Origin of the sequence: Photobacterium kagoshimensis (genome assembly GCF_050337045.1) — a bacterium.
Classification (GTDB): Bacteria; Pseudomonadota; Gammaproteobacteria; order Enterobacterales; family Vibrionaceae; genus Photobacterium; species Photobacterium kagoshimensis.
This window is the reverse complement of the sequence record NZ_JAKJSO010000008.1, coordinates 1-20,632: the sequence shown is the minus strand read 5'-3', so window position 1 is coordinate 20,632 and position 20,632 is coordinate 1. Positions and strand designations below refer to the sequence as shown.

General features: G+C 41.0%; 14 protein-coding genes and 1 pseudogene. 7 read left to right on the top strand and 8 right to left on the bottom strand.

Features of this window, described 5'->3' with window-relative positions:
• Positions 1-206: 206 nt before the first annotated feature.
• From L4C35_RS00625 to L4C35_RS00605, 5 genes are all read right to left on the bottom strand, one after another.
• Positions 207-1,499 carry an amidohydrolase gene (locus tag L4C35_RS00625; protein ID WP_428461063.1) on the bottom strand — a complete coding sequence of 431 codons (1,293 nt, stop codon included), beginning with the start codon at positions 1,497-1,499 and terminating at the stop codon, positions 207-209.
• A 69-nt stretch (positions 1,500-1,568) separates the two neighbouring features.
• Positions 1,569-2,642, bottom strand: a complete 1,074-nt coding sequence (locus L4C35_RS00620; protein WP_428461062.1) for a lipocalin-like domain-containing protein — start codon at positions 2,640-2,642, stop codon at positions 1,569-1,571.
• Positions 2,642-5,095: an ABC transporter permease gene (locus L4C35_RS00615; RefSeq protein WP_428461061.1), complete on the bottom strand. Its 2,454-nt coding sequence runs from the start codon at positions 5,093-5,095 to the stop codon at positions 2,642-2,644. Before L4C35_RS00615 ends, L4C35_RS00620 begins: the two co-directional genes overlap by 1 nt.
• Positions 5,076-5,747, bottom strand: a complete 672-nt coding sequence (locus L4C35_RS00610; protein ID WP_428461060.1) for an ABC transporter ATP-binding protein — start codon at positions 5,745-5,747, stop codon at positions 5,076-5,078. The genes L4C35_RS00615 and L4C35_RS00610 overlap by 20 nt, the downstream gene beginning before the upstream one ends.
• Before the next feature lie 261 nt (positions 5,748-6,008).
• The gene (locus L4C35_RS00605; protein WP_428461059.1) at positions 6,009-7,376 is read right to left on the bottom strand and encodes an MATE family efflux transporter; all 1,368 of its coding nucleotides are present in this window, start codon (positions 7,374-7,376) and stop codon (positions 6,009-6,011) included.
• Positions 7,377-7,595: 219 nt separating this feature from the next.
• Between L4C35_RS00605 and L4C35_RS00600 the strand changes: the two genes are divergently transcribed.
• Positions 7,596-9,056, top strand: a complete 1,461-nt coding sequence (locus L4C35_RS00600) for a DUF2867 domain-containing protein (RefSeq protein WP_428461058.1) — start codon at positions 7,596-7,598, stop codon at positions 9,054-9,056.
• 79 nt (positions 9,057-9,135) lie between these two features.
• On the opposite strand, the gene L4C35_RS00595 is transcribed toward L4C35_RS00600, so the two are convergent.
• From L4C35_RS00595 to rsuA, 3 genes are all read right to left on the bottom strand, one after another.
• On the bottom strand, positions 9,136-9,801 hold the full coding sequence (locus L4C35_RS00595; RefSeq protein WP_428461057.1) for a DUF2913 family protein: 666 nt from the start codon (positions 9,799-9,801) through the stop codon (positions 9,136-9,138).
• Between the two features lie 9 nt (positions 9,802-9,810).
• Positions 9,811-11,001, bottom strand: coding sequence for a Bcr/CflA family multidrug efflux MFS transporter (locus tag L4C35_RS00590; protein ID WP_428461056.1), 1,191 nt, complete (start codon positions 10,999-11,001; stop codon positions 9,811-9,813).
• A gap of 204 nt (positions 11,002-11,205) precedes the next feature.
• Positions 11,206-11,901: a 16S rRNA pseudouridine(516) synthase RsuA gene (gene rsuA, locus L4C35_RS00585; protein WP_428461055.1), complete on the bottom strand. Its 696-nt coding sequence runs from the start codon at positions 11,899-11,901 to the stop codon at positions 11,206-11,208.
• Positions 11,902-12,167: 266 nt separating this feature from the next.
• On the opposite strand from rsuA, the gene L4C35_RS00580 reads away from it, so the two are divergent.
• From L4C35_RS00580 to L4C35_RS00555, 6 genes and pseudogenes are all read left to right on the top strand, one after another.
• Positions 12,168-12,662: a GNAT family N-acetyltransferase gene (locus L4C35_RS00580; RefSeq protein ID WP_428461054.1), complete on the top strand. Its 495-nt coding sequence runs from the start codon at positions 12,168-12,170 to the stop codon at positions 12,660-12,662.
• A gap of 81 nt (positions 12,663-12,743) precedes the next feature.
• Positions 12,744-14,489: a DNA repair helicase RadD gene (gene radD / locus L4C35_RS00575; protein WP_428461053.1), complete on the top strand. Its 1,746-nt coding sequence runs from the start codon at positions 12,744-12,746 to the stop codon at positions 14,487-14,489.
• Between the two features lie 238 nt (positions 14,490-14,727).
• A pseudogene (locus tag L4C35_RS00570) lies at positions 14,728-15,012 on the top strand (PAAR domain-containing protein); the annotation flags it as partial.
• Between the two features lie 198 nt (positions 15,013-15,210).
• The gene (locus tag L4C35_RS00565) at positions 15,211-15,732 is read left to right on the top strand and encodes a DUF4123 domain-containing protein (RefSeq protein WP_428461052.1); all 522 of its coding nucleotides are present in this window, start codon (positions 15,211-15,213) and stop codon (positions 15,730-15,732) included.
• Complete coding sequence (locus L4C35_RS00560; protein ID WP_428461051.1) at positions 15,729-19,310, top strand: LysM peptidoglycan-binding domain-containing protein; 3,582 nt, start codon at positions 15,729-15,731, stop codon at positions 19,308-19,310. The genes L4C35_RS00565 and L4C35_RS00560 overlap by 4 nt, the downstream gene beginning before the upstream one ends.
• The gene (locus tag L4C35_RS00555) at positions 19,294-20,256 is read left to right on the top strand and encodes an SEL1-like repeat protein (RefSeq protein WP_428461050.1); all 963 of its coding nucleotides are present in this window, start codon (positions 19,294-19,296) and stop codon (positions 20,254-20,256) included. Before L4C35_RS00560 ends, L4C35_RS00555 begins: the two co-directional genes overlap by 17 nt.
• Positions 20,257-20,632: the final 376 nt, after the last annotated feature.

Below are 20,632 nucleotides of genomic sequence, written 5' to 3'. Positions count from 1 at the left end.
AAAAAACATTGCGGTAATATTAATAATCTTTATTCTTTTGTCATGTTTTTGGCGCGATTTTTTTATAGCACCCAGCGAATATTATTAATTTATAGCGATCTTATAAAACATTAGCGATACCCTGCTTCAAAAAATCAATGTAACAAAATGCAACAGAACAATAAACAACCTACTCGAGCTCTATAGCTACAGAGTAGGCCATTGATTTAAACTTCTTTAGTAATTAACTGAATGAGATTTAAGTACAATTTTACCGCTGGTAACATACGTGTTTCATCAATATCAAAGTCGCCATTATGGTGGCCCGCAGTCAAATCTGATCCAACTAAGCAATAGACGGCCTGGCCACCACACTGCTGGACACGATCAACTAAATAGCCTGCATCTTCACTGGCGCCAAAATCTTTTTTCTTAATCACGCTAGTAAAACCACTTTCGCTACCAACCTGATAAAGTAAATCCACCAGCGCACTGTCATTTTTCAAGCCTATCGCTTCACCTTGCGCTTTTATATCGACATTGACCCCGTGCATCATTGCTGAAGCGTGAGCGATTTGTTCAACATGCTGATACATATAAGAGTTGAGTTCACGGTTTTCGCCTCGCGTCTCGCCTTTGAGTACTGCTTTCTCTGGAATAACATTACGCCCTTCACCCGACATAAGTTGCCCAACATTAACGCGGGTCATACCATCTCGATGGCGCGGTATTGCCAGCATCTGATTGACAGCGGTACAAGCCGCAGCGAGGGCATTGCGTCCTACATTCGGTTCAATCCCGGCATGGGCAGGTTTGCCCGTGAAATGTAAATCAAACTTCGAACTGCACAAGAAATGCTGCGGGTTACACACCAGTGTGCCACTGGGCACATTCATTCCTATATGTGCGGCAAATAAGTAATCGACATCATCTAACCAGCCGCTTTCGGCAATGGCTTTACCTGCACGGCAACCTTCCTCTGCTGGTTGAAAAAGTAATTTGAATTTACCTGTTAACTGTTCGCGATTTTCAGCCAACACTTCGGCCAACCCAAGCCCAATCGCGACATGTGCATCATGCCCACACGCATGGGCAACACCGTCAGATAGCGAGGAAAAGCCTAAAAAATGCGGACGATGGGAGTCATCATGACTCTCCATGACTTCAACAGCATCCATATCAAAGCGGAAAGCAAACACGGGGCCTGGTTTTCCTGTATCGAGAACGGCACCCACTCCTGTCACGCCATTCATTAATTCTAAGCTTTGATTATCCGCCCCCCAACGTAATGCTCGCTCTTGGGCTTTGGGAATTTGTGCTTGATCACGCCCCATAATGGCATCACGATGAATGATTTCATCTGAATAGGCGAGTTGATAATTGAGATGTGCAAGATGCGCTGCAATTCGGCTAGTGGTAAAAAATTCACACCATGCCGCTTCTGGATAACGGTGAAGTTCACGGCGATAATTCATTAAACGCTGTGATAAAGATTGCTCATCAAATTGAATTGTTGCCACGTTACTTTCCTACTGTCCTTATAGGTACACAGTGTATTGCCTGTACATTCGAACAATACACCCCGTGTGCTAATACCCTGTTAATTCCATAAAACCACGACCATTGTGACTACCATTAACAAATATTGGTCCCTCCCAGTATGGGAAGCTAAAAGGTAGCCATCGCTGTTTTCTTTCGACCCCAACAGATAGTTTGATATCTTGTGATGGAATATCGATACGCCATTTGAGCGGTAATACTTTTCCATCTATGGTCGAGTAACTGATCGGGGTTAAATATATTTCACTACTGCTTAACGCTGTTACACGTCCATCAGGCCAACTGCGCGAGCCAAATGAATAATTTTTTTTATCTTCTGAACGAATTTGAGCTGCCATCAAAGCACTGCCATCATCTAAATGGATAGAAAACCAATCCCAACCCTGCTGTTCAGTTGACAGCATACTGCTGCTCCATTCGCGATCATACCAGCCTTGTCCAGTAACCTTTACCGTTTTTCCATTGAGCATCAGTGTGCCTTGAAGCTGCAAAAAAGGTGCACTGAAATAATACGATGCGCGATCTTCTGCTGGATGCTTTTTGCTATAGCCTTTATCACCATGTAGCACTAGCTCGCCGTTGTTAACGATAGATAATTCGCCAAGCATGCCATTATCTTCAAAAGTCAGCACGCCAGGAAATGGACTATCTGTTGCTGACTGCCACGTCCAGTTATCTAACCACGCGCGATAAGGTGATGCTTGTATACCCGCTTGACCAATACCACCTCGAGCAAAACGCTCTGCATGCTGCGTTCCCTGATTGCTGCTAATAACAACATGCGCCATATAAACCTGTGGAGTCCCCCACCCGCTTTGATCATGGCTGCCCGTCGCAATACGAAACTGCGTCCATTGGACACCATACCGCTCACCATTTTCAGCCGTTAGGTTAGCCGTTAAATACCACCATTCGGTTTTAAAAGTTGGGTGCTCGCCATGATCTTCAGGGAAATGTAGCCTGTTATTCGGCGTTACTTTTTCAAAACTATCAGTAGAGGACTGGGTTAGCACCCCGACCGTTGGTGATTTTATTTCAGGCTTATCGCACCCCATTAGTAAGAAACTTAAACCAAAGGCCCACAGGAGATATTTTAAAGACATTAGAACGACTCCCGTAATGATGTAATAGCTGAACGCTTAACTAAACGCCACACAGGCCAAGCACCAGCAGCAAGTAAGACTACTAAGGCCATTCCCAGTGAAAACAGGTATTGCGTTGGGAAGAAATACAGTTCCATCGTCCAGCCAAAAGAGTACTTTAATATTACGTCAATCAGTAATTGCGCTAACACTAAGCCCATAGGCAAGGCAATTAATGCTGTCATTAGCCCAATAATAAATAACTGACCACCGCCTAATAGTGCGAGCTCACGCCCTGTCATTCCCATACAGCGCAGTAAAGCAAACTGACGCTGTCGTGACACCTCTCCCGCGACAGTGGCAACAAATAACCCACAAACTGAAATAAAGAGCGTGAGCTTACCCAATGTCGATGTCACCACAAAGGTACGGTCGAACACCCGCATTGCCTGATTCATTAATTCAGCATTGTTTCGGACGCGTTCTGGTTGTAATCGAAAGCGTTCACCCATTCGTGCCATAAGCGGCTCAGGCTTAACACCTTCGCCAAGGTGGATTGCAAAACTGACTGCGCCTTTTTTCCGCCATACCTTTTGCCAATAAGTCTGTGACAACATCAATTGCCCATAAGGGTTGCCATAATCATAATAAACAGCACTTATTAGCCAGTTTTTACCTAGTGGTGCAGGTAAATCAACAATTTGACCAGGCTTCCAATTTTCACGCAGTGCCATAGATTCACTCACCATAACAGCACGCTTATTGTGGGTTGTTGCCCAATATTCAGGAACAGCGACTTTTACAGTAAGCGCTTCTTTTTCACCTTGTGACGCCCCCATGCTACGCACTTCCACAATGCCTTTATGAGTATCCAGTTCTTTACGCCAACGACGCCAAACTTGATCCACTTCGGGCTGTTCTTCAAGCCAAGTTTCAAGACGTGAGGCGACATTCAGTGGTGGACGGACATAAATATCTGCGGCTAAGCGCTGTCCTAGCCAATTTTCAGTGGTGTAACGGAAGCTCCCCACCATAGTCTCCATCCCAATATTAGCTGCAAGTGCTAACATGAATGCCATAGCAGCAACACCACGATAACTTAAGCTTGCAGCAGCATCAGAGAAGAACCAGCGTAACCTTGCCGCCTTAACGACCTTGGCGCTCAAACGGAAAAGCTGCCATAAAATGAAAGGCATCATCAGACCGCTTGCGATCAAAATGAATGCGATCAGCACAAAGCCCGCCGTTTGTCCGTGCGGTAATTGATAGACAGCAAAAGCCGCACCAATAAAGAAACAAGAGATAATCGCTTGTAAGCCAAACTCTCGCCCACTGATGCGAATAAGTGACATGTGTGTCGCAAGGCGTGATGGCTGTGTATTGATCAAACGTAAAGCAGGCCAGCCGCAAGCCAGCACAGAGCCAAATACCGCAATGGCTAAACTCGCGAGCCCCCACTGCCAATGCCACTCGACGGCGAGTGATACATTTGCGCCATATAAATCACTTAAAGTCGCAGCCACAGAAGGCAATAGTTGTTGGGCCAGTAATAAACCAAGCGCATTACCACCAAGCAGTCCAAGGACCACCCACAGCATAATTTCGATAATCAAGGCACGAGCGAGTTGGAAACCTGACACGCCCAACTGCCTTAGCACGCCAACTAAAGGCTGTCGTTGTGATAACGACAAAGACATTGCTTGATAAAAAATGAATAAACCGACCACAAATGACAACATCCCCATCGCTAACAGGTTCATGTGAAAAGCGTTGGTCAGAGGTTCAAGTGTCGCACTTTGATTTTTTTCAAGCGTGACACCTGATGGTAAGGCTTGCTCTAAATCGTCTTGACGTTTTGTGGAAAGATCACGGCAAATAACCGCAGTAAAACCAGAACTCTTATTTAGTTGGCGCAATAATGCCATATCGGCAATCATGCGCGGGCCACCAATACGTTCGTCTTCTACCAGCATCAATGGGCCAATTTTATTACCATTATCAAGTGTGATCATCTCACCACTTTCAATGCCAATATAACGCGCTAACTGCTCGCCAATTAAAATAGGATATGGAGGACTAATCAGATCAAACAGCTGAGATTGTGCAGGACCCGTTTGTTTCAGCGTTGAATACATCGCAATAGGATCAACCCCAAGCAGCTCAAAATCACGCTGTTGATCAGTCGTAATACGGTATTCATCAATCGGGACGCATTCTTTAAAGCCAGCACGACGCAGATCGATATATAAACCCTGTGGGACTTTCATACCCGATTGCAGTGAGCGAATACGGTAAGGAAACGGGTTATCGAACAGCTGTTCGCCTTGACGATAACTTTCACGAGCTTGCTGGTTAATTGCCATTACACCAATAAGTAACGCGATACCTAATGTTAGGCCTAACCAGACCAGCAAAATTTGGAACGGGTGGCGACGATAATGCCCCCAGAGCGCCTTAGCGACTGGATTGGACATGCAGTTGCCCTCCTTGCAAGCGAATACAACCTTGCATATGGGAAGCAACTTGCTCACTGTGCGTTACAAGCAATAATGTACAATCAAGTTTACTCGCCAATTGGGTCAACAACCGAATCACGGCACTGGCATTGCGCTCATCTAAGCTGCCTGTTGGCTCATCTGCCAGCAAAATATCGGGTTCCATGTATAAAGCACGCGCAATTGCAGCACGCTGCTGCTGGCCGCCTGACATTTCTTCGGGATAACGTTCTAATAATGGACGGAGATCAAGTGCGGATACAATTTGACGCCAGAGTGCTTGATCGTCGTCAAGCCCTTTTAGCTGTCGACAAAAACGGATGTTATCTTCCGTTGATAAGGTTGGCAGCAAATTAAATTGTTGAAAGACAAGGCCGATATTATTTCGACGAAAAGCAGTCCGCTCACGCTCAGAGATAGCATGCAAAGCGGTCTCACCCACCCACACTTCACCGCTATCGACAGAATCAAGGCCAGCAATTAAGTTAAGTAACGTACTTTTACCTGAACCACTCTCTCCCATTAAAGCCAGTTGCTCACCCTGCTTTAACGATAACTCTGCCCCTTGAAGGACGGAGTGATACTCGTTGCCATCTTTGTACCCTTTACAGAGTCCTGCAAGCCGTAACATCTATGTCCTCGAAATTTAAACGCCAGTAGAACACCCAATAGAAGACTAGGTGCCATACTCACTTCAACAAAATACTGTCAATATATGTAGGCAGTGAATTTACCGTAAACCTAGACAACGAGGAAGCACTTTGAGAGTTTGGTCGCGATTAAAATGCAAGGTTTTACAAACCTCCTACAAAAAAACCATCCGCCTTACAGCACACTAACATCTTAGGGCATATTGGCTTTTTTTGCCTCAGCCCTTTATGACTGAACCCATTTATGCGACTAGATTATTCATCCAAGCCTTAGAGCGAACTCGGAAAAAACACCCGACCCATTTCACTAACTCTTCAATCACCAACGCGGCATAAATCCATTCTAACGGTAATTTAAACACCAGTGCCATCATCGCGGTAATAGGGATCCCTATTAACCACTGCGCAGCAAGATCTTGGTAAAAACAGAATCGAATATCGCCACCAGCACGTAATACCCCCACAATCATGGTCATTGGAATACTGCGTATAATCACCATTACAGCTAAGATCGAGAAAAAGTTCTCTGTTAGTGCGCGCGTCTCTGGCGACAGCGCTGAGAACAAATCTAAAACGGTATTTTTAGTCAGCAGCATAATTACAGCAATCACGACACCACAAGCGACATTGAAAATAGATACCGCCCATGCTTGTTGGTAAGCCTCATCCATTTTATTGGCACCAAGCTGATTACCTATCATTACAGCAGCTGCATTTGACACCCCAATCAGCATAGCCAAAGCAAAAGACTCAATCGGTGTGATCACCGACAAAGCCGCTAAACCTTGCACACTCACTTGACCAATAATGGCATGGTAAACAAAAATACCCATAGACCAAGCCAAGTGATTAAACGTGGTTGGCAGCGACAAGGTCAAAAAGCGTTTAACCAAAGGCCACTGGCAAGCCTCTTTTAATAAAGAAAGATCAAATGCCAATAAATGCTTCTTACCGTACAGATACGTAAATAACAGGCCGACTTCAACTAATCCACTGATCAAGGTGGCCCATGCCGCCCCTGCAATACCCATTGCCGGGAAGCCCCAATGACCAAAAATAAGCAGCCAGTTTAAAAGCATGTTTAAAGCAATGCCGATAGCACTAAAAAACGTACTAATCCCTGGCTGGTGCATGGCACGTAAACCAACAGCCATGCTGCTACCCCACGCCACTGCAAATAAGCTGCCTGAAGTAATCGCTAAATACTCAGCGCCTAAGTGAATTACTTCGGGTGAGTCTGTCGCTAAGCCAACAACAAATTCAGGTGCAAATAAGAAAAGACCACCGCTAATACTTGCAGTAATGGTCGTCATTACCACAGTGAGTGCCGTACTTTTTTGTACACCAGAGCGATTGCCCGCTCCCCAGTACTGCGCAGTTAATAAAGCACCACCTGTTGTGACACCAAATAACATGATAGTCGCAACAAAAAGTGCTTTCCCCGCAATACCAATAGCGGCAACTTCTAGCTCACCTAGTTGGCCTAGCATTAATATATCGACCAAACTTCGGCTCGAAAACAGCATGGTTTGTAACGCAATAGGCAGAGCAATAAGCAGTAAGCGACGCAGAAAATCGCCACATAACTGCTGAATAACCAGATGACGCATTAGTCGCCTCACATACAGCTTGAATGGTTGAAAAGTTAAGGAGGACCCCTTAAGGAAAGACAGGTCGAATTTTATCCACTACAGTTGTAATAACAACCTATTTTACAAGGTTTAGTAAGATATAATTCATCAGTTGGTTAATTGTTTAGGATGGCTAAGGATAGCATCGGATAAACACACTATTTGGGGCTTTTGGGGCCGCGCATGGAGCATGATGTAATGATAAAAACCGTTCTTGTTGTCGGTGCTTCGGGTTACATTGGGAGTCACCTTGTACCTGAATTAGCCAATAGCGGATATCAGGTAAAAGCCACAGGACGAAGCTTGCCACTCATGCAAAAACGAGGATGGGGAAATATTCAAAATATCGAACTTATTGAGCTCGATTTAAGCCTTAAAACCGACCTTACCCCAGTACTCGAAGACGTAGATGCAGTGTTCTTTTTAGTTCATGGTATGGCACATGGCCACGACTTTATCGAATATGAACTCGATGTTGCGCGTCACTTCAGCCAAGCTCTTAAACAAAGTCAAGTACAACGCGTGATCTACCTCGGCGCACTACAGCCCGATAAAGGACAGTCTAAACACCTGGCTGCACGTAAAGCGACAGGGGAAGTTTTACGCGGATCAGGCAAAATTATCACCGAGCTTCGCTCTGGCATTATTATTGGCCCGGGCTCTGCCGCTTTTGAAGTCATGCGCGACTTTGTCTATCACTTACCTATTATGCTCACACCTAAATGGGTCCGTTCACGCAACTCGCCAATTGCACTTAGAAACTTGCTTTATTACTTAACTGAATTACTCCACTTCATGCCTAGCCGCCACCAGATATTGGATGTGTCAGGCCCTGAACCGCTGACCTATTCACAGCAAATGAAACAACTTGGCAAGCTAATGGGCAAGAATATCCACATAGTACCGCTGCCATTTTTATCACCACAATTAGCCGCGCAATGGCTCCGCGTGATTACCTCTGTTCCTACCGACATAGCTAAAGCCTTAATCGGTGGCTTACAGCATGATCTAACGGCTCACGGTGAAGCAATACAAGCATTAATTCCGCAATATTTATTAACTTATGATGAAGCCGTTGAAGAGGCGTTGGCACATGAAGAAGAAGTGGTACGAAGTGAAATTTGGGGCTTCGACCCAGATGCTCTTGCTCGCTGGAATAAAGGCTTTGGCTATTACCCAAAACATGCTGGCTATACATTAAAAACAGATGCCTGTGCTGAAGATTTATGGCATGCCGTCACGCAGCTAGGTGGCAAACATGGCTATTTCTATGCCAATGGATTGTGGCGAATTAGAGAATGGCTAGATGCGCTGGTCGGTGGCAATGCTTTAAAACGTACCGCCCGAATTGAAGGAAACCTCAAATTAGGTGATTACATTGATTCTTGGAAAGTGATCCAAATCCGTAAGAACCATTTTTTATCCCTGCTCTTCGGCATGAAAGCGCCGGGGCTAGGTCGGCTCGAATTTACGATAGAAGATCATGGCGATCATCGCACGATCGATATTCGTGCTTGGTGGCACCCAGCAGGTTTTATGGGGTTACTCTACTGGTTTGCCATGATGCCAGCGCACCTGTTCATATTCAGAGGAATGACCTTCGCGCTGGTTAAAGCCTGTAAAGCACAGGCTAAAGACGGTAAAACAATAACGCAGTAACACTAGATCGCCCAAATTCTCCAAATTGCAGGCATTAAAAAAGCGGGATAAGCCCGCTTTTAACATACATGGTTAATCATTACTGACGCGTCGGTAACTCAGGTAAATGATTACCATTGTTGTCAGGGTGAATAATGTACTCACCGTGATACTTTACAATTGATTTATAGTCAGTCACTTTATAGAGCAACAGACCATTAGCAAATGCGGCATCAATCAACGCCTGTGTATTGCCACGAATGAAAATAGACAGCGGCTTCATTAAGCGCTTCTCAGTTTGCCCTTCAATCACATCAAAGGCTTCGTCTAACTTCTTACAACAAACCACCAAAGATGCTTGTCCATCTGTGTGGTGTTTCACCTTACGGTTAATTTCATATTCAGTCGTAACTTGCCAATCTTGCTGTTCAAGCTGCTGATAAAAAGCCTGAAAATTGCTATCTGTAATGGTGTGAGCAACTTGCTGATCATCCATAACCCCAGCGTAAGTCTCTGCAAGATTTTCAAACAACAAGCGTAATTGTGCATGTTGGCCCATGCTTCGTGCTTGTTGTTGCCAGTGCATCAAGGTTTTAGCCATACAGTGGTCAAAACGATGTTGCTTTATAGCTTTTGTTACCCATGCGCTAATGTAATGCGCTTCGCTAACGGGGTTAACAGGGGTTTTTCCTGCATCTTGAGAGGCTTGCAATTCAGCTAAGCCCTCAGTCACTAATTTGTATAATTCTTGATAAAACAGCGTCATTTTCTTCACTTACGCATCACGAGATAAAAAGATGTAAAAACCTGCAGATAATACTGCACAAGCCGCCATACTCAATGCCATTGGCCACACTGTTGCATCAGGCATTAGAGCCACCGCGCCACCAACAAGTGTACCAGTACCAAAGCGCATTGTTCCTGCTAAAGAGGAAGCCGTTCCCGCCATATGGGGGTATTTAGACAGTAGACAAGCCATGGTGTTACTACCAATAATAGAGATAGTACCAACAAAAAGCATGACAGGCACAACTACACCCCACAAGCCTAAACCAAACAACTGACCAATAATTAAGCCAAATCCTGCTACTAACTGAACAGTCAAGCCAAAGCGCAGCATCCAATGCGAACCTTTTTGCTTAACCATTCGACCATTAATGCTGGTCATCAAGATAAGGCAAACAACGTTAAGGCCAAATAAGTAGCCGAAGTTTTGAGTGCTGACATGATAGAGATCGATATATACAAACGAACCAACCGTCAAAAAAGTAAACATGCCCGCAAACGAAAAGCCACTACAAAAAATAAGCCCTACCGCAGTTTTATTCGTTAATAATCGGGCGTAATTTCGTAATGTTGAGCCGAGGTGAAAAGGTAACCGCTTTTCTTTCGGTAGCGTTTCAGGAATTTTAGAAACAACGGCAAGCAATACTACCACCGCAAAAATAGCCAACACCCAAAAAATGGCACGCCAACCAAACCAAACGGCAATGTGACCACCTATCATAGGTGCCGCTAGAGGTGCGACAGTCATCACCAAGGTGATAAAAGACATGGTACGGGCAAACTCTTCACGCTCGAACATATCACGAACTAGCGCCTGTACAATCACAGCGGCAGATGCGCCAGCAAAACCTTGCGCAGCACGGATCCAAGTCAATTCCACAATATTCTGACTTAATGCACTAAATACCGCGGCAATACCAAATAAAATAGTACCGATAATAATGATTGGTTTGCGTCCATAGCTATCGGCCAATGGACCATGTAGTAACTGACCAATAGCAAAGCCTGCGGTATACGCCGTTAATGTGCTCTGGACTAGGCTAGGTGACACAGCCAAATCGCGGGCAATTGTAGGCATGGCAGGAAGATACATATCTATCGCCAATGGCGTTAAGGCAGAAATTGCGCCTAAGATAAGTATCAGCATAAAGCTAAGCTTTTGAGTTTCTTCTTTGGTCATACCGTCTCTTTCAATGCATAAATATCAGCGAACTCTCTATTGTACGATATATTTACAGGATTACTCTTTCTTTATAAGAAAGAGTACATTTCTTATTTTAGGCTAAGTAAAAAACAGCTCGATATAAAAAAGCCCCCACCCATCAATAAAGATGGATGAAGGCTTAACGCATTATACGAATTATGTACTCAATTAATGCGAGATTTATTTGTTGAATGACTCGATTTCTTCAGCTGTCAGCTTACGGTATTCACCAGGCTCTAGATCTTCATCCAGTTCAACTGCACCAATGCGATCACGGTGCAGCGCTTCAACCTTATTACCAATCGCAGCAAACATGCGTTTCACTTGGTGGTACTTACCTTCAGTAATCGTAATGAACGCTTCACGCTCACCAACAATCTCCAGCTTCGCTGGACGTGTAAGGTCTTTCTCACCGCGTAATTCAACACCGTTTGCAAATAACTCAATGGCAGACTCTTCAAGTGGATCTGCAACTTCGACGTAATATGTTTTCTCACACACACGTCGCGGTGACGTAATACGATGTGACCATTGACCATCGTCAGTCAACAGCACAAGGCCAGTGGTATCACCATCTAAACGCCCCGCAACATGCAGTTTCTCGGGGCTTACAATATCTAACAGTACAAACACAGTTGGGTTGTGATCATCAACATGTGAACACACAAAACCTTCTGGTTTGTTAAGCATGTAGTACTGAGGACCCGTTAACGCCAATGAGCGACCATTAAACTCCACATCGCAATCGTCGGTAATTTGCATCGAAGCACTCTTAACGACAGCGCCGTTCACTTCAATCATTTTATCTCTAAGTAGTTTACCGGCTTCTCGACGTGTAATACCTAATGTCGTACCAAGAAATTTATCCAGCCTCATTGGTGGCTCCGCGTGTTACAAAATGGGCTGCCATTATAGAAAGCTGGACTATAACTTGCATCAAAAACTTATCGATATCGGCATCTGTTTCAGTGTGAACTCACTCGATATACGCTACGTTTGATATAAGCAAGAATATTCTTAGCTTTGATATACACATCAAAAAATAGAACATTCATGACATTTATTGGTCATAAAAGAGTAACCTTTACCTTAATAATTCGCGTATAACTACAAGCAGAACGCCTAACAATGAAGGTCAGACTATGAACATCTCTCTTGTTGCGCCAAACACGTCATCTATTGATAAACTACTGAATTTAGTAGAGGAATTATTTGATTATGAAGCTCTTCCTCAAAAAGTAGAGCAAACTCAACAAGCTATACAACAGCTACTTACCACACCCGAACTCGGTCAAGCTTGGTGTATTGAAGCTGACGAAGCTGGTAACAAAATGCTGGTCGGTCATATCATTATTAGTTACAGCTTTAGCCTTGAACATGGCGGACGAGTTGGCTTAATCGATCAATTTTATTTGAAGCCAGAATGGCGCCAACAAGGAATTGGCACACAATTGCTTCCTCAAATAGAACAACATCTTTCGCAAAATGGTGTTAAAGCCCTATCGCTAGAAGTGAATATCGGCAATGCAGGCGCACGCAGCTTCTATGAAAAGCAAGGATTTATCCCACGTCGCCAATTCTGCATGATGACGAAATCTATCAAGCAAGAAGAAATCTCTTTGCATATTGCATCGTAAATCATCTTAGGTTCACTGTTCATCTATACAGTGGACCTATGTTACACTCGCTGCGTTTCTTCATACTGGCAGCCATTCCACATGTACACCCTTCGCCCCTACCAGCAAGACAGTGTCAAAGCGACCATCCATTACTTTCGCAAACACTCAACACCCGCAGTGCTCACTTTACCTACAGGCGCAGGTAAAAGCCTTGTGGTTGCTGAACTTGCACGTATCGCTCGTGGACGTGTATTAGTGCTTACCCACGTAAAAGAATTAGTAGAACAAAACCATGCTAAGTATGAAAGCTATGGTCTTAAAGCCTCTATCTTTTCAGCGGGCCTTGGTCGAAAAGAGACCGATCAGCAAGTTGTCTTTGCCTCTGTGCAATCAATGGCAAATAGCTTAGATGCGTTTAAAAATGAATTTTCACTGCTTGTTATCGATGAATGTCATCGCGTGCCTGAAGATGAAAACAGCGCATACCGAAAAGCCATTAGCCACCTTCAAAACATTAACCCAGGGATTAAGATCCTTGGGTTAACGGCAACACCTTATCGACTCGGCATGGGCTGGATTTACAAATACCATACTCGTGGTCAAGTCCGTACCGAGCAAGACCGCTTTTTCCGCGACTGTATCTTTGAACTGCCTATTCGTTACCTACTCGATGAAGGCTTCTTAACCGAACCTAAGATGATGGATATGGCTGTAATGGGCTATGACTTTTCAAGTCTAACACCTTCCGCGAACGGCCATTACAAAGAAGCCGACCTCGATAGCGTTATTGAGAAATCAGCACGTGCTACCCCGATGATCATAGATCAAGTTATTGAATATGCTAAAGATCGTCGCGGTATCATGATCTTCGCATCAACGGTTAATCATGCCAAAGAGATCATGGGTTACCTTGCCAATGAAAACGCAGCGCTGGTTGTGGGTGATACCCCCATCGAAGAACGCGACCGTATTATCACGGCTTTTAAACAACAAGAAATAAAGTATCTTGTAAATGTGTCTGTACTGACAACAGGGTTCGATGCACCACATGTCGACTTAATCGCTATTTTGCGGCCAACCGAGTCAATTAGCTTGTATCAACAAATTGTCGGGCGTGGTCTTCGCTTATTTGAAGGAAAAAAGGAATGCCTCGTTTTAGAGTACGCTGGCAACTGCTACGACTTATTTCAACCTGATGTTGGTGATCCCAAGCCAAACAGTGATAGTGAAGTCATCATGGTTCCCTGCCCTGCCTGCGGTTTTAAAAACAGCTTTTGGGGTAAGCTAGACCCTGCTGGTTTTTTGATTGAACACTATGGCCGTCGCTGCCAAGGCTATTTTGAAGACGACGAAACAGGCGAGCGCGAAGAATGTGGCTACCGCTTCCGCGCCAAATACTGTGAAGAATGTGGTGCAGATAATGATATTGCTGCAAGGCGTTGCCACCTTTGCGATGCGGTTATGGTAGATCCTGATAAAAAACTGCGTGATGCATTAAAACTTAAAGATGCCATGATCATGAAATGCCATGATTTGCGCTTAGAGCCAGGAAAGAATAAGTTCGGTAAACCCCAGCTTAAAGTTATTTATATTGGCGATGAAGGGTCTGAGATCAGTGAAATTTGGACACTTTCAAATAAAGGCCAAAAAGAAACTTTTTTGAAAAAATTCATTAATCCACATTTAGTCGATAGGCACCGCCCTTTTACTGATACAGCACCAACAAAAGTCGCGAGTAATGAACACAGATTGCGCCCACCTGAAATCATTATCGCCAGGAAGAGCGGTCGTTTCTGGGCAATCCGCGATAAGCTATTTGATGTGGACCAATATAATAAAAGCTAAATAAACAATAGATCTAAACAATATCACCATGGAAGGTGATTATTGATATCTATACTATAGAACTTCAATTATTTTAATTACCTTTCTTGTTAATTACACATTTCAAAAATTTGCGATATAAATCCATAAAATAATCTTATTATTAAAAATCCCTCACTGCAAAATTGTTAGCCCTCCATTAGATTGATAAAATTTTATAATTGTTTAAATCGTTATTATTTAATGAAAGAGGCTTACTTTGGGTAAACCCGCCGCATTTATTGGCTGTTATCATACATGCCCTGATCGTACTGGGAAAATCCCTCACGTCGGTGGGCCCGTAGCTGTGGGTTCACCAAACGTATTTATAGGTGGAATGCCAGCTGCACGTAAAGGTGACAAACTTGTATGTATCGGTCCACCAGATAGCATTTCATCAGGATCATCAGGTGTATTCATTAATGGTAAACCAGCCGCACGCATGGGCGATTCAACCTCACACGGTGGTAAAATTATTGCAGGTAATGGAACTGTGCTCATCGGTGAACAATGTAGCGGCCCAGCTGGAGGTAATAATAACGGTTATGGCGAAACAAGTGACCCGCAAGCTCTAGCCACCATACCTACTCCCGAAATGACTGCTCACCTTGAAGCTATAGCCGCAAATGATATTCCACTTACGGAGATATGTCAGAAGAAAAATGACGGTAGTTGTCCTAATAAAGAATGTAAGTGTAAATAAATGAAACAGGCTAATTATTATTTAATAATCGACTCCATTAGAATAGGGAATATTGAGCCTATTCTTGAGAAATATAACTATGAGTATGGTTCCCTTTATTCTGGCACAGAATGGGCTTCACAAATAACATTAAGTCCACTTTGGATAAAAGTTACACCAGATTGCTATATATGGGAAAAATGGAACCACAATGAAACTTGGGGTAATAGCGGAATAATCTATCAATATGTAGATACCCCCCATCAGGAAGTAATTGAACAATTTAAGAATAACATTACTACTTACAGTAATGATGGCAAATTATATTTAGTCAGATACTATTCACCTAAAGCATTATATAAAGCGCTAAGCAAATTGACTGAAGATATAATAACTCACTTTACTTGCTACGCAAACCGTATTTATATATCGAAAAACGCTTCAAACAAAATCAATAAAAACCTTATATTTAAAATAGATATAACAAACTCAAATACAAGAAATTGCTTTAGCCCAGAAATGATCAAGGAGCTGATATTTTGAAAAACACTTACATAATTCAAAAAGGAGATACACTTAGTGAACTTGCTCTAAAATTCAATACTTCAGTCAGTAATCTTCAATCATTGAACAGCCAGCAAATAAAAAACATTGATTCTATTTTTGATGGAAATACAATCGTAACATCAAAACTACCCGATCATAAAGTGGATAAAAGAGACGCATCTCCAGAGCTTAATGACAAATACCTATCATCCGCTTTATGTGAAGCAAAGGAAAAACTAATTGTTGATGCGCTTTACATTCCAGAACACCCTAATAGCGGAAAATCCGAATATTTACTTCTTACAGAAGAAGGTAAAAAATGTGTACTTCAAGAAAGCAAATTATGTAGAGATGCCAATATTGGTGATAAAGAAACAAGGTTGAAAAATTTTTCCAAGCTTGGAATTTTAGATAAATATAATAGCGTTGTTCACGAAAGATTCCTAGAGCGCGGAGACAAGATAAATTACAAGAGAGCTCTTTTAAAAGAAAAATGGCTTGAAATGGTAATCTATCAAGAGCTACTAGATATTCCATTTAATGATGAATCTATAGGCATAATTGATGCCAACGAAAATACAAAAAGCATAAATGCAAAACACAAAATAGATTTATCAAAGATTGAGCAAGAGTTTGGAGATAAAGACACCAAATTTGTAGCAACATATAATGGCGCAATAATAGCGAATAAAAGAGAACAAATTTTAAGAGCAAACACAAAAAATAAAAATAAAATCATAAACCTTCAACAAATAATAAAAAGACAGATTGCTGAAAAAATTAAAGAATTTGAAAACAAAGCAAAAACAAATGCAACTAAAATTTTCATAGGGAATAGTGATGACACCTATCAATTTTCTAGTGCTGGAGGCTATTACACATCCAAACGACAACTTAATGTAGAAAAAAGCCTCAGTAAGTTACTAAAATATAAAAACAAAGTTGGATTGAATATTGAATTAGATGAAAGTGGATTAAACCATGAGTCAAAAATAATTGATTTATATAAAGCAAATAAATTTTATAGCAAATGGAAAGATCGTATTCATCCAAATGCAACAAGTCTTTTAAGTAAAAACGTTGGAATTAGATTTACTCTATTACTTAAAAGTAGCGGTATTAAAAGTCATGAAGCAAAATTCATCGAATGCTTAAAGAACATAAACAGTAATGGCTTYGTGCTTTTAGAACAAATACTTAATGAAAAAGAATTATTTTCCGGTCATAAAGAAGTTGAACAATTCAGGGATATAGCACTCAAAGAAAACTCAACCATCAGCATTTTACTTGAGTTTCTGGAAAAAATGGTCCATTCAAATGAAATCCAATTAGGGTATTATTCTATTTATGCTCTAAGACTTATTATATTAAAGACCATCGTTATTAGAATTAAAGAATTCAGCACCATAATTGAAAAAAATCAAGACTACATTCAGCATATAAGGAAAATATTTTTATATGTATCAATTCTTGATGAAGACATAAAAAATATAAAAAAAACAATTGAACTAAAAAAAGAATCGCCACTGTTAGAGTATGCAATTCATAATTACTCACCTTCATACAATGGTGTTATTCAACAAAAACTTCCTAACAATGTTATTCTAAATCTAAAATCATGGCTACCGATAAACCTAAACAATAACATATTACCTGATTCAGGTAATAATGATATATCTATAGTCGAATGTTCCCTTGCATCTGACTGTTTATCAAGGCTATTTATTAGAAGTAATTGCCCTATACTAAGTGATAACAAATCGAAAAACAAAGGTTGCAGCAAAAAGTATGAAGTGCCATCAGCAGGTGGTGCAACTGGAGATGGCAGAATTGCTAGTGACTCAGCTCAATTAGTAAATAAAATTAAAAATAACAACGAAGTTAAATATTATGAATTCAAATTTGCTGAAAATAGCGCATACATAGGGCCAGATAACATCCCAGAAAACACTCTTTTTCCTTGGACAAAAGATGAGTTCGATCTTTTTGGTGTAAAAGGTCAATATGAAACGAATGGTGGCGCACAATTTTTTCGTTTTGTTTCAGAAGGGTCAGTAGCAGCAGATAATGATTTATTTGGGCCGAGTACTGCCTCTTTAAGAGTCAAAGCGGATTACAAAACAGGGGTAAATTTAGCGACAGCTACACAAGAATTAAAGCTTACTTTTCCAGATAAAGAAAAAAGTGAGTTTATGGTTCCATACTTAAAAAGAAAGCCAGACGGAAGTTTTGAAAAAGCAGAAGTTTCACTTGGTCTATTTACATTTGTCTTTACTGGCAAAATATATGGCGCTATCGCAGCCAGTGTACACCTCAGCTCAGAGCTCACAATAAATGACAGGCGAGATGGTAAACTTGGTGTACGTGGAAGCGACAGCATTGATACCAGTTTCACCGAAGTTATAGCTCGAAATCAGACAATGAATAGAAAGGAACTAAGATCCGGTTTTGCAACTCATACGAAGACTTTTGCTGGTATTGAAGTTGGTGGATGTTTAGAAGCAGCCTTTAATTGGCAGAAAGATGAAAATACAGCCGCTACTAACATAATAAAAGCTGGTGCTGGTGTAAGAGCGACCATGGGTGTCGGTTGCGAGTTATTTTTTAAAATCGCAGTTCATAATAGAAAATTGATTTTTATATTTAATCTAGGCTTAACTAAAGGTGTTGGACTTGGTGGTAAGATTTCAACTGAAGTTAATTTCGATGCTATAGATGATCTTTTCATTGCGCTAATGGAATTGATGAGCAGAGATGACTTTCACCGTTTCGCCTTCTTTGATGAAGAAGAAGTAGATGGTATCAGTTCATTTAGCTTATTTAACACAATTATAGCAATATCTATTTCGTTTGGGTTCACTTTTGCAGAAGTCGCAAAAATGCCATATAACATGCTTTTAGAATTAGATAGAGAATCTATGAGAGAAAGGAATTCACATCTTATTGCTGAATTCATAAACAAAGAGGAATATAAGAAGAATAAGGCATGGATAAAAAACATGCCAGCAGAAACATTATCTAAGCTATTAACTTCGCTTATAGTATATCAAGAGCCTAACATGTGGAAACTAGGTAAAAGAGATATTGAAGAAGTGAGAATATCTGCTGATAAAAACAACTCACAACGAAATGCAATTCTATTAATACTGAGAGAAATACTGCATGGAAAAAGAGAATCTGGAATAAGGAAATTTGAAAATGCAGTGCAACGCATGAACAGCAATAAAAATTTAGATAGTAATGAAAAGTGGACATTTTACAAAATAAATTTAATCGAACTTCACCTTTTTTTCTTAAGAGGAAAAGAAGAGAACTATAATTCATTCGATAATCCAAATGAACGTGACTTATATTTAAGGCAAGCTAAAAGTTGCTTCGGTAGATTTTTATCACTCTTAGAAATAGGTACAACTAAAATGACCCTATTCTATATTCCATCACGAACGAGAGGATATTCCAAACAGTCCATCATTGATTACGTCACATTAAACAGAGAAGACTACATAAAAGTATCACATGCTTATAAACTAGGTTACAAAGAAATTGATTGGGGGACACATGACCTACTCCTTTAAATATTTAGCATTTATAACTACATTTTATTCTCTTTCAGCTGGAGCAAATACTTTGAGCGATGGTATTGAACTATTCAATCAGAGAGAATATAAGCAAGCAATGCCTATTTTTGAGTCTCTATCTAACAGTGGCGATATAGAAGCAACATATTGGCTTGGCGCATCACAGTATCGAACAGATAAAATGTTTGAAGCTGGTCATACATTCTTAAAAGCAGCGAAAAAGGGGAATCCTTGGGCAATGGATAGACTTGTGCCTAGAGATGGCAGTCCGTGTAGCTATTTAAGCTGGCCTTGTGATCAGGCATGGGAAGATAAGGCCATATCAATTTGGAATAAACAAGCAGCGAATGGAAGCGGTAAAGCCATGAGTATGTTATTACTCAGAGAGTCACCTTTATGGCAAATAATTCCATTCTATAATCAGTATAGATACAATAAGCTATTTGAAAAAGCAATACCTTTAGGTGGATACACATTGACAAGAACAATAAGCTTGTTAAGTTCTAAAGAAACAAGATATAAACACTTATTAACAGCAGCTAATCATGGATATGCACCAGCTATGACAAGCTTATTTTATTATAAGAACATATTAAGCTTAGATGAGAGATTAGAATGGTGTTTTAAAGCAATTAACTTAGGTTATTCACGAGCAGCTGCTACATTATCTATAGCATACACTGATGGATCACAAGGTGTTATTAAAGATAAAACCAAAGCTATATATTATATGTTTATTGAAGAAAACCTCAACAAAAACCATGATGAATTTATTCTTAAATCAAACATAGAATATATAATTAGCGATGAAATAAATATTCAAACAGACAATAAAAAAATAGATTACAACATAGATAACATTAAAGCGAGAGCAGATAAATTTACAGAAAACATAAAGTCAAATATGTTTCTTGATGAATCATCATTCGAAATGCGCAATTAAAAATGGCAACAAAAAAATAGACTGCATATACGGCAGTCTATTTATTAGCAATAAATTCAACCCACTTTAACTTTTTGCCATAATAACCCTAGAAGGGTTAACACGGTATTGAGATTAATTACCTAATGCTATTAACGCATCTGGTGCGTTAACCTTTGCATTCACTGGGAATTAAAACGGAGTTATTAAAATCAGGACCAACGACATTAATATAGCAACTATTTTTTAGATGAGCATGACGTATATGAACAAACTGGCGTTGACGAATATGAGTATACTGTTGATCAAGCAATAGCTTCGCAGTTATTACAGAATTAACCAGATTGTAATGCAACTACTAGAGCCTTACCCATTAAATATAATCCCAATAAAAAAC

What these genes read in the sequence shown, in the direction of transcription:
- L4C35_RS00620 (WP_428461062.1), bottom strand. Translation starts at nt 2,642, where the DNA reads ATGTCTTTAAAATATCTCCTGTGGGCCTTTGGTTTAAGTTTCTTACTA.
- L4C35_RS00615 (WP_428461061.1), bottom strand. Translation starts at nt 5,095, where the DNA reads ATGTCCAATCCAGTCGCTAAGGCGCTCTGGGGGCATTATCGTCGCCAC.
- L4C35_RS00610 (WP_428461060.1), bottom strand. Translation starts at nt 5,747, where the DNA reads ATGTTACGGCTTGCAGGACTCTGTAAAGGGTACAAAGATGGCAACGAG.
- L4C35_RS00605 (WP_428461059.1), bottom strand. Translation starts at nt 7,376, where the DNA reads ATGCGTCATCTGGTTATTCAGCAGTTATGTGGCGATTTTCTGCGTCGC.
- L4C35_RS00600 (WP_428461058.1), top strand. Translation starts at nt 7,596, where the DNA reads ATGATAAAAACCGTTCTTGTTGTCGGTGCTTCGGGTTACATTGGGAGT.
- L4C35_RS00595 (WP_428461057.1), bottom strand. Translation starts at nt 9,801, where the DNA reads ATGACGCTGTTTTATCAAGAATTATACAAATTAGTGACTGAGGGCTTA.
- L4C35_RS00590 (WP_428461056.1), bottom strand. Translation starts at nt 11,001, where the DNA reads ATGACCAAAGAAGAAACTCAAAAGCTTAGCTTTATGCTGATACTTATC.
- rsuA (WP_428461055.1), bottom strand. Translation starts at nt 11,901, where the DNA reads ATGAGGCTGGATAAATTTCTTGGTACGACATTAGGTATTACACGTCGA.
- L4C35_RS00580 (WP_428461054.1), top strand. Translation starts at nt 12,168, where the DNA reads ATGAACATCTCTCTTGTTGCGCCAAACACGTCATCTATTGATAAACTA.
- radD (WP_428461053.1), top strand. Translation starts at nt 12,744, where the DNA reads ATGTACACCCTTCGCCCCTACCAGCAAGACAGTGTCAAAGCGACCATC.
- L4C35_RS00565 (WP_428461052.1), top strand. Translation starts at nt 15,211, where the DNA reads ATGAAACAGGCTAATTATTATTTAATAATCGACTCCATTAGAATAGGG.
- L4C35_RS00555 (WP_428461050.1), top strand. Translation starts at nt 19,294, where the DNA reads ATGACCTACTCCTTTAAATATTTAGCATTTATAACTACATTTTATTCT.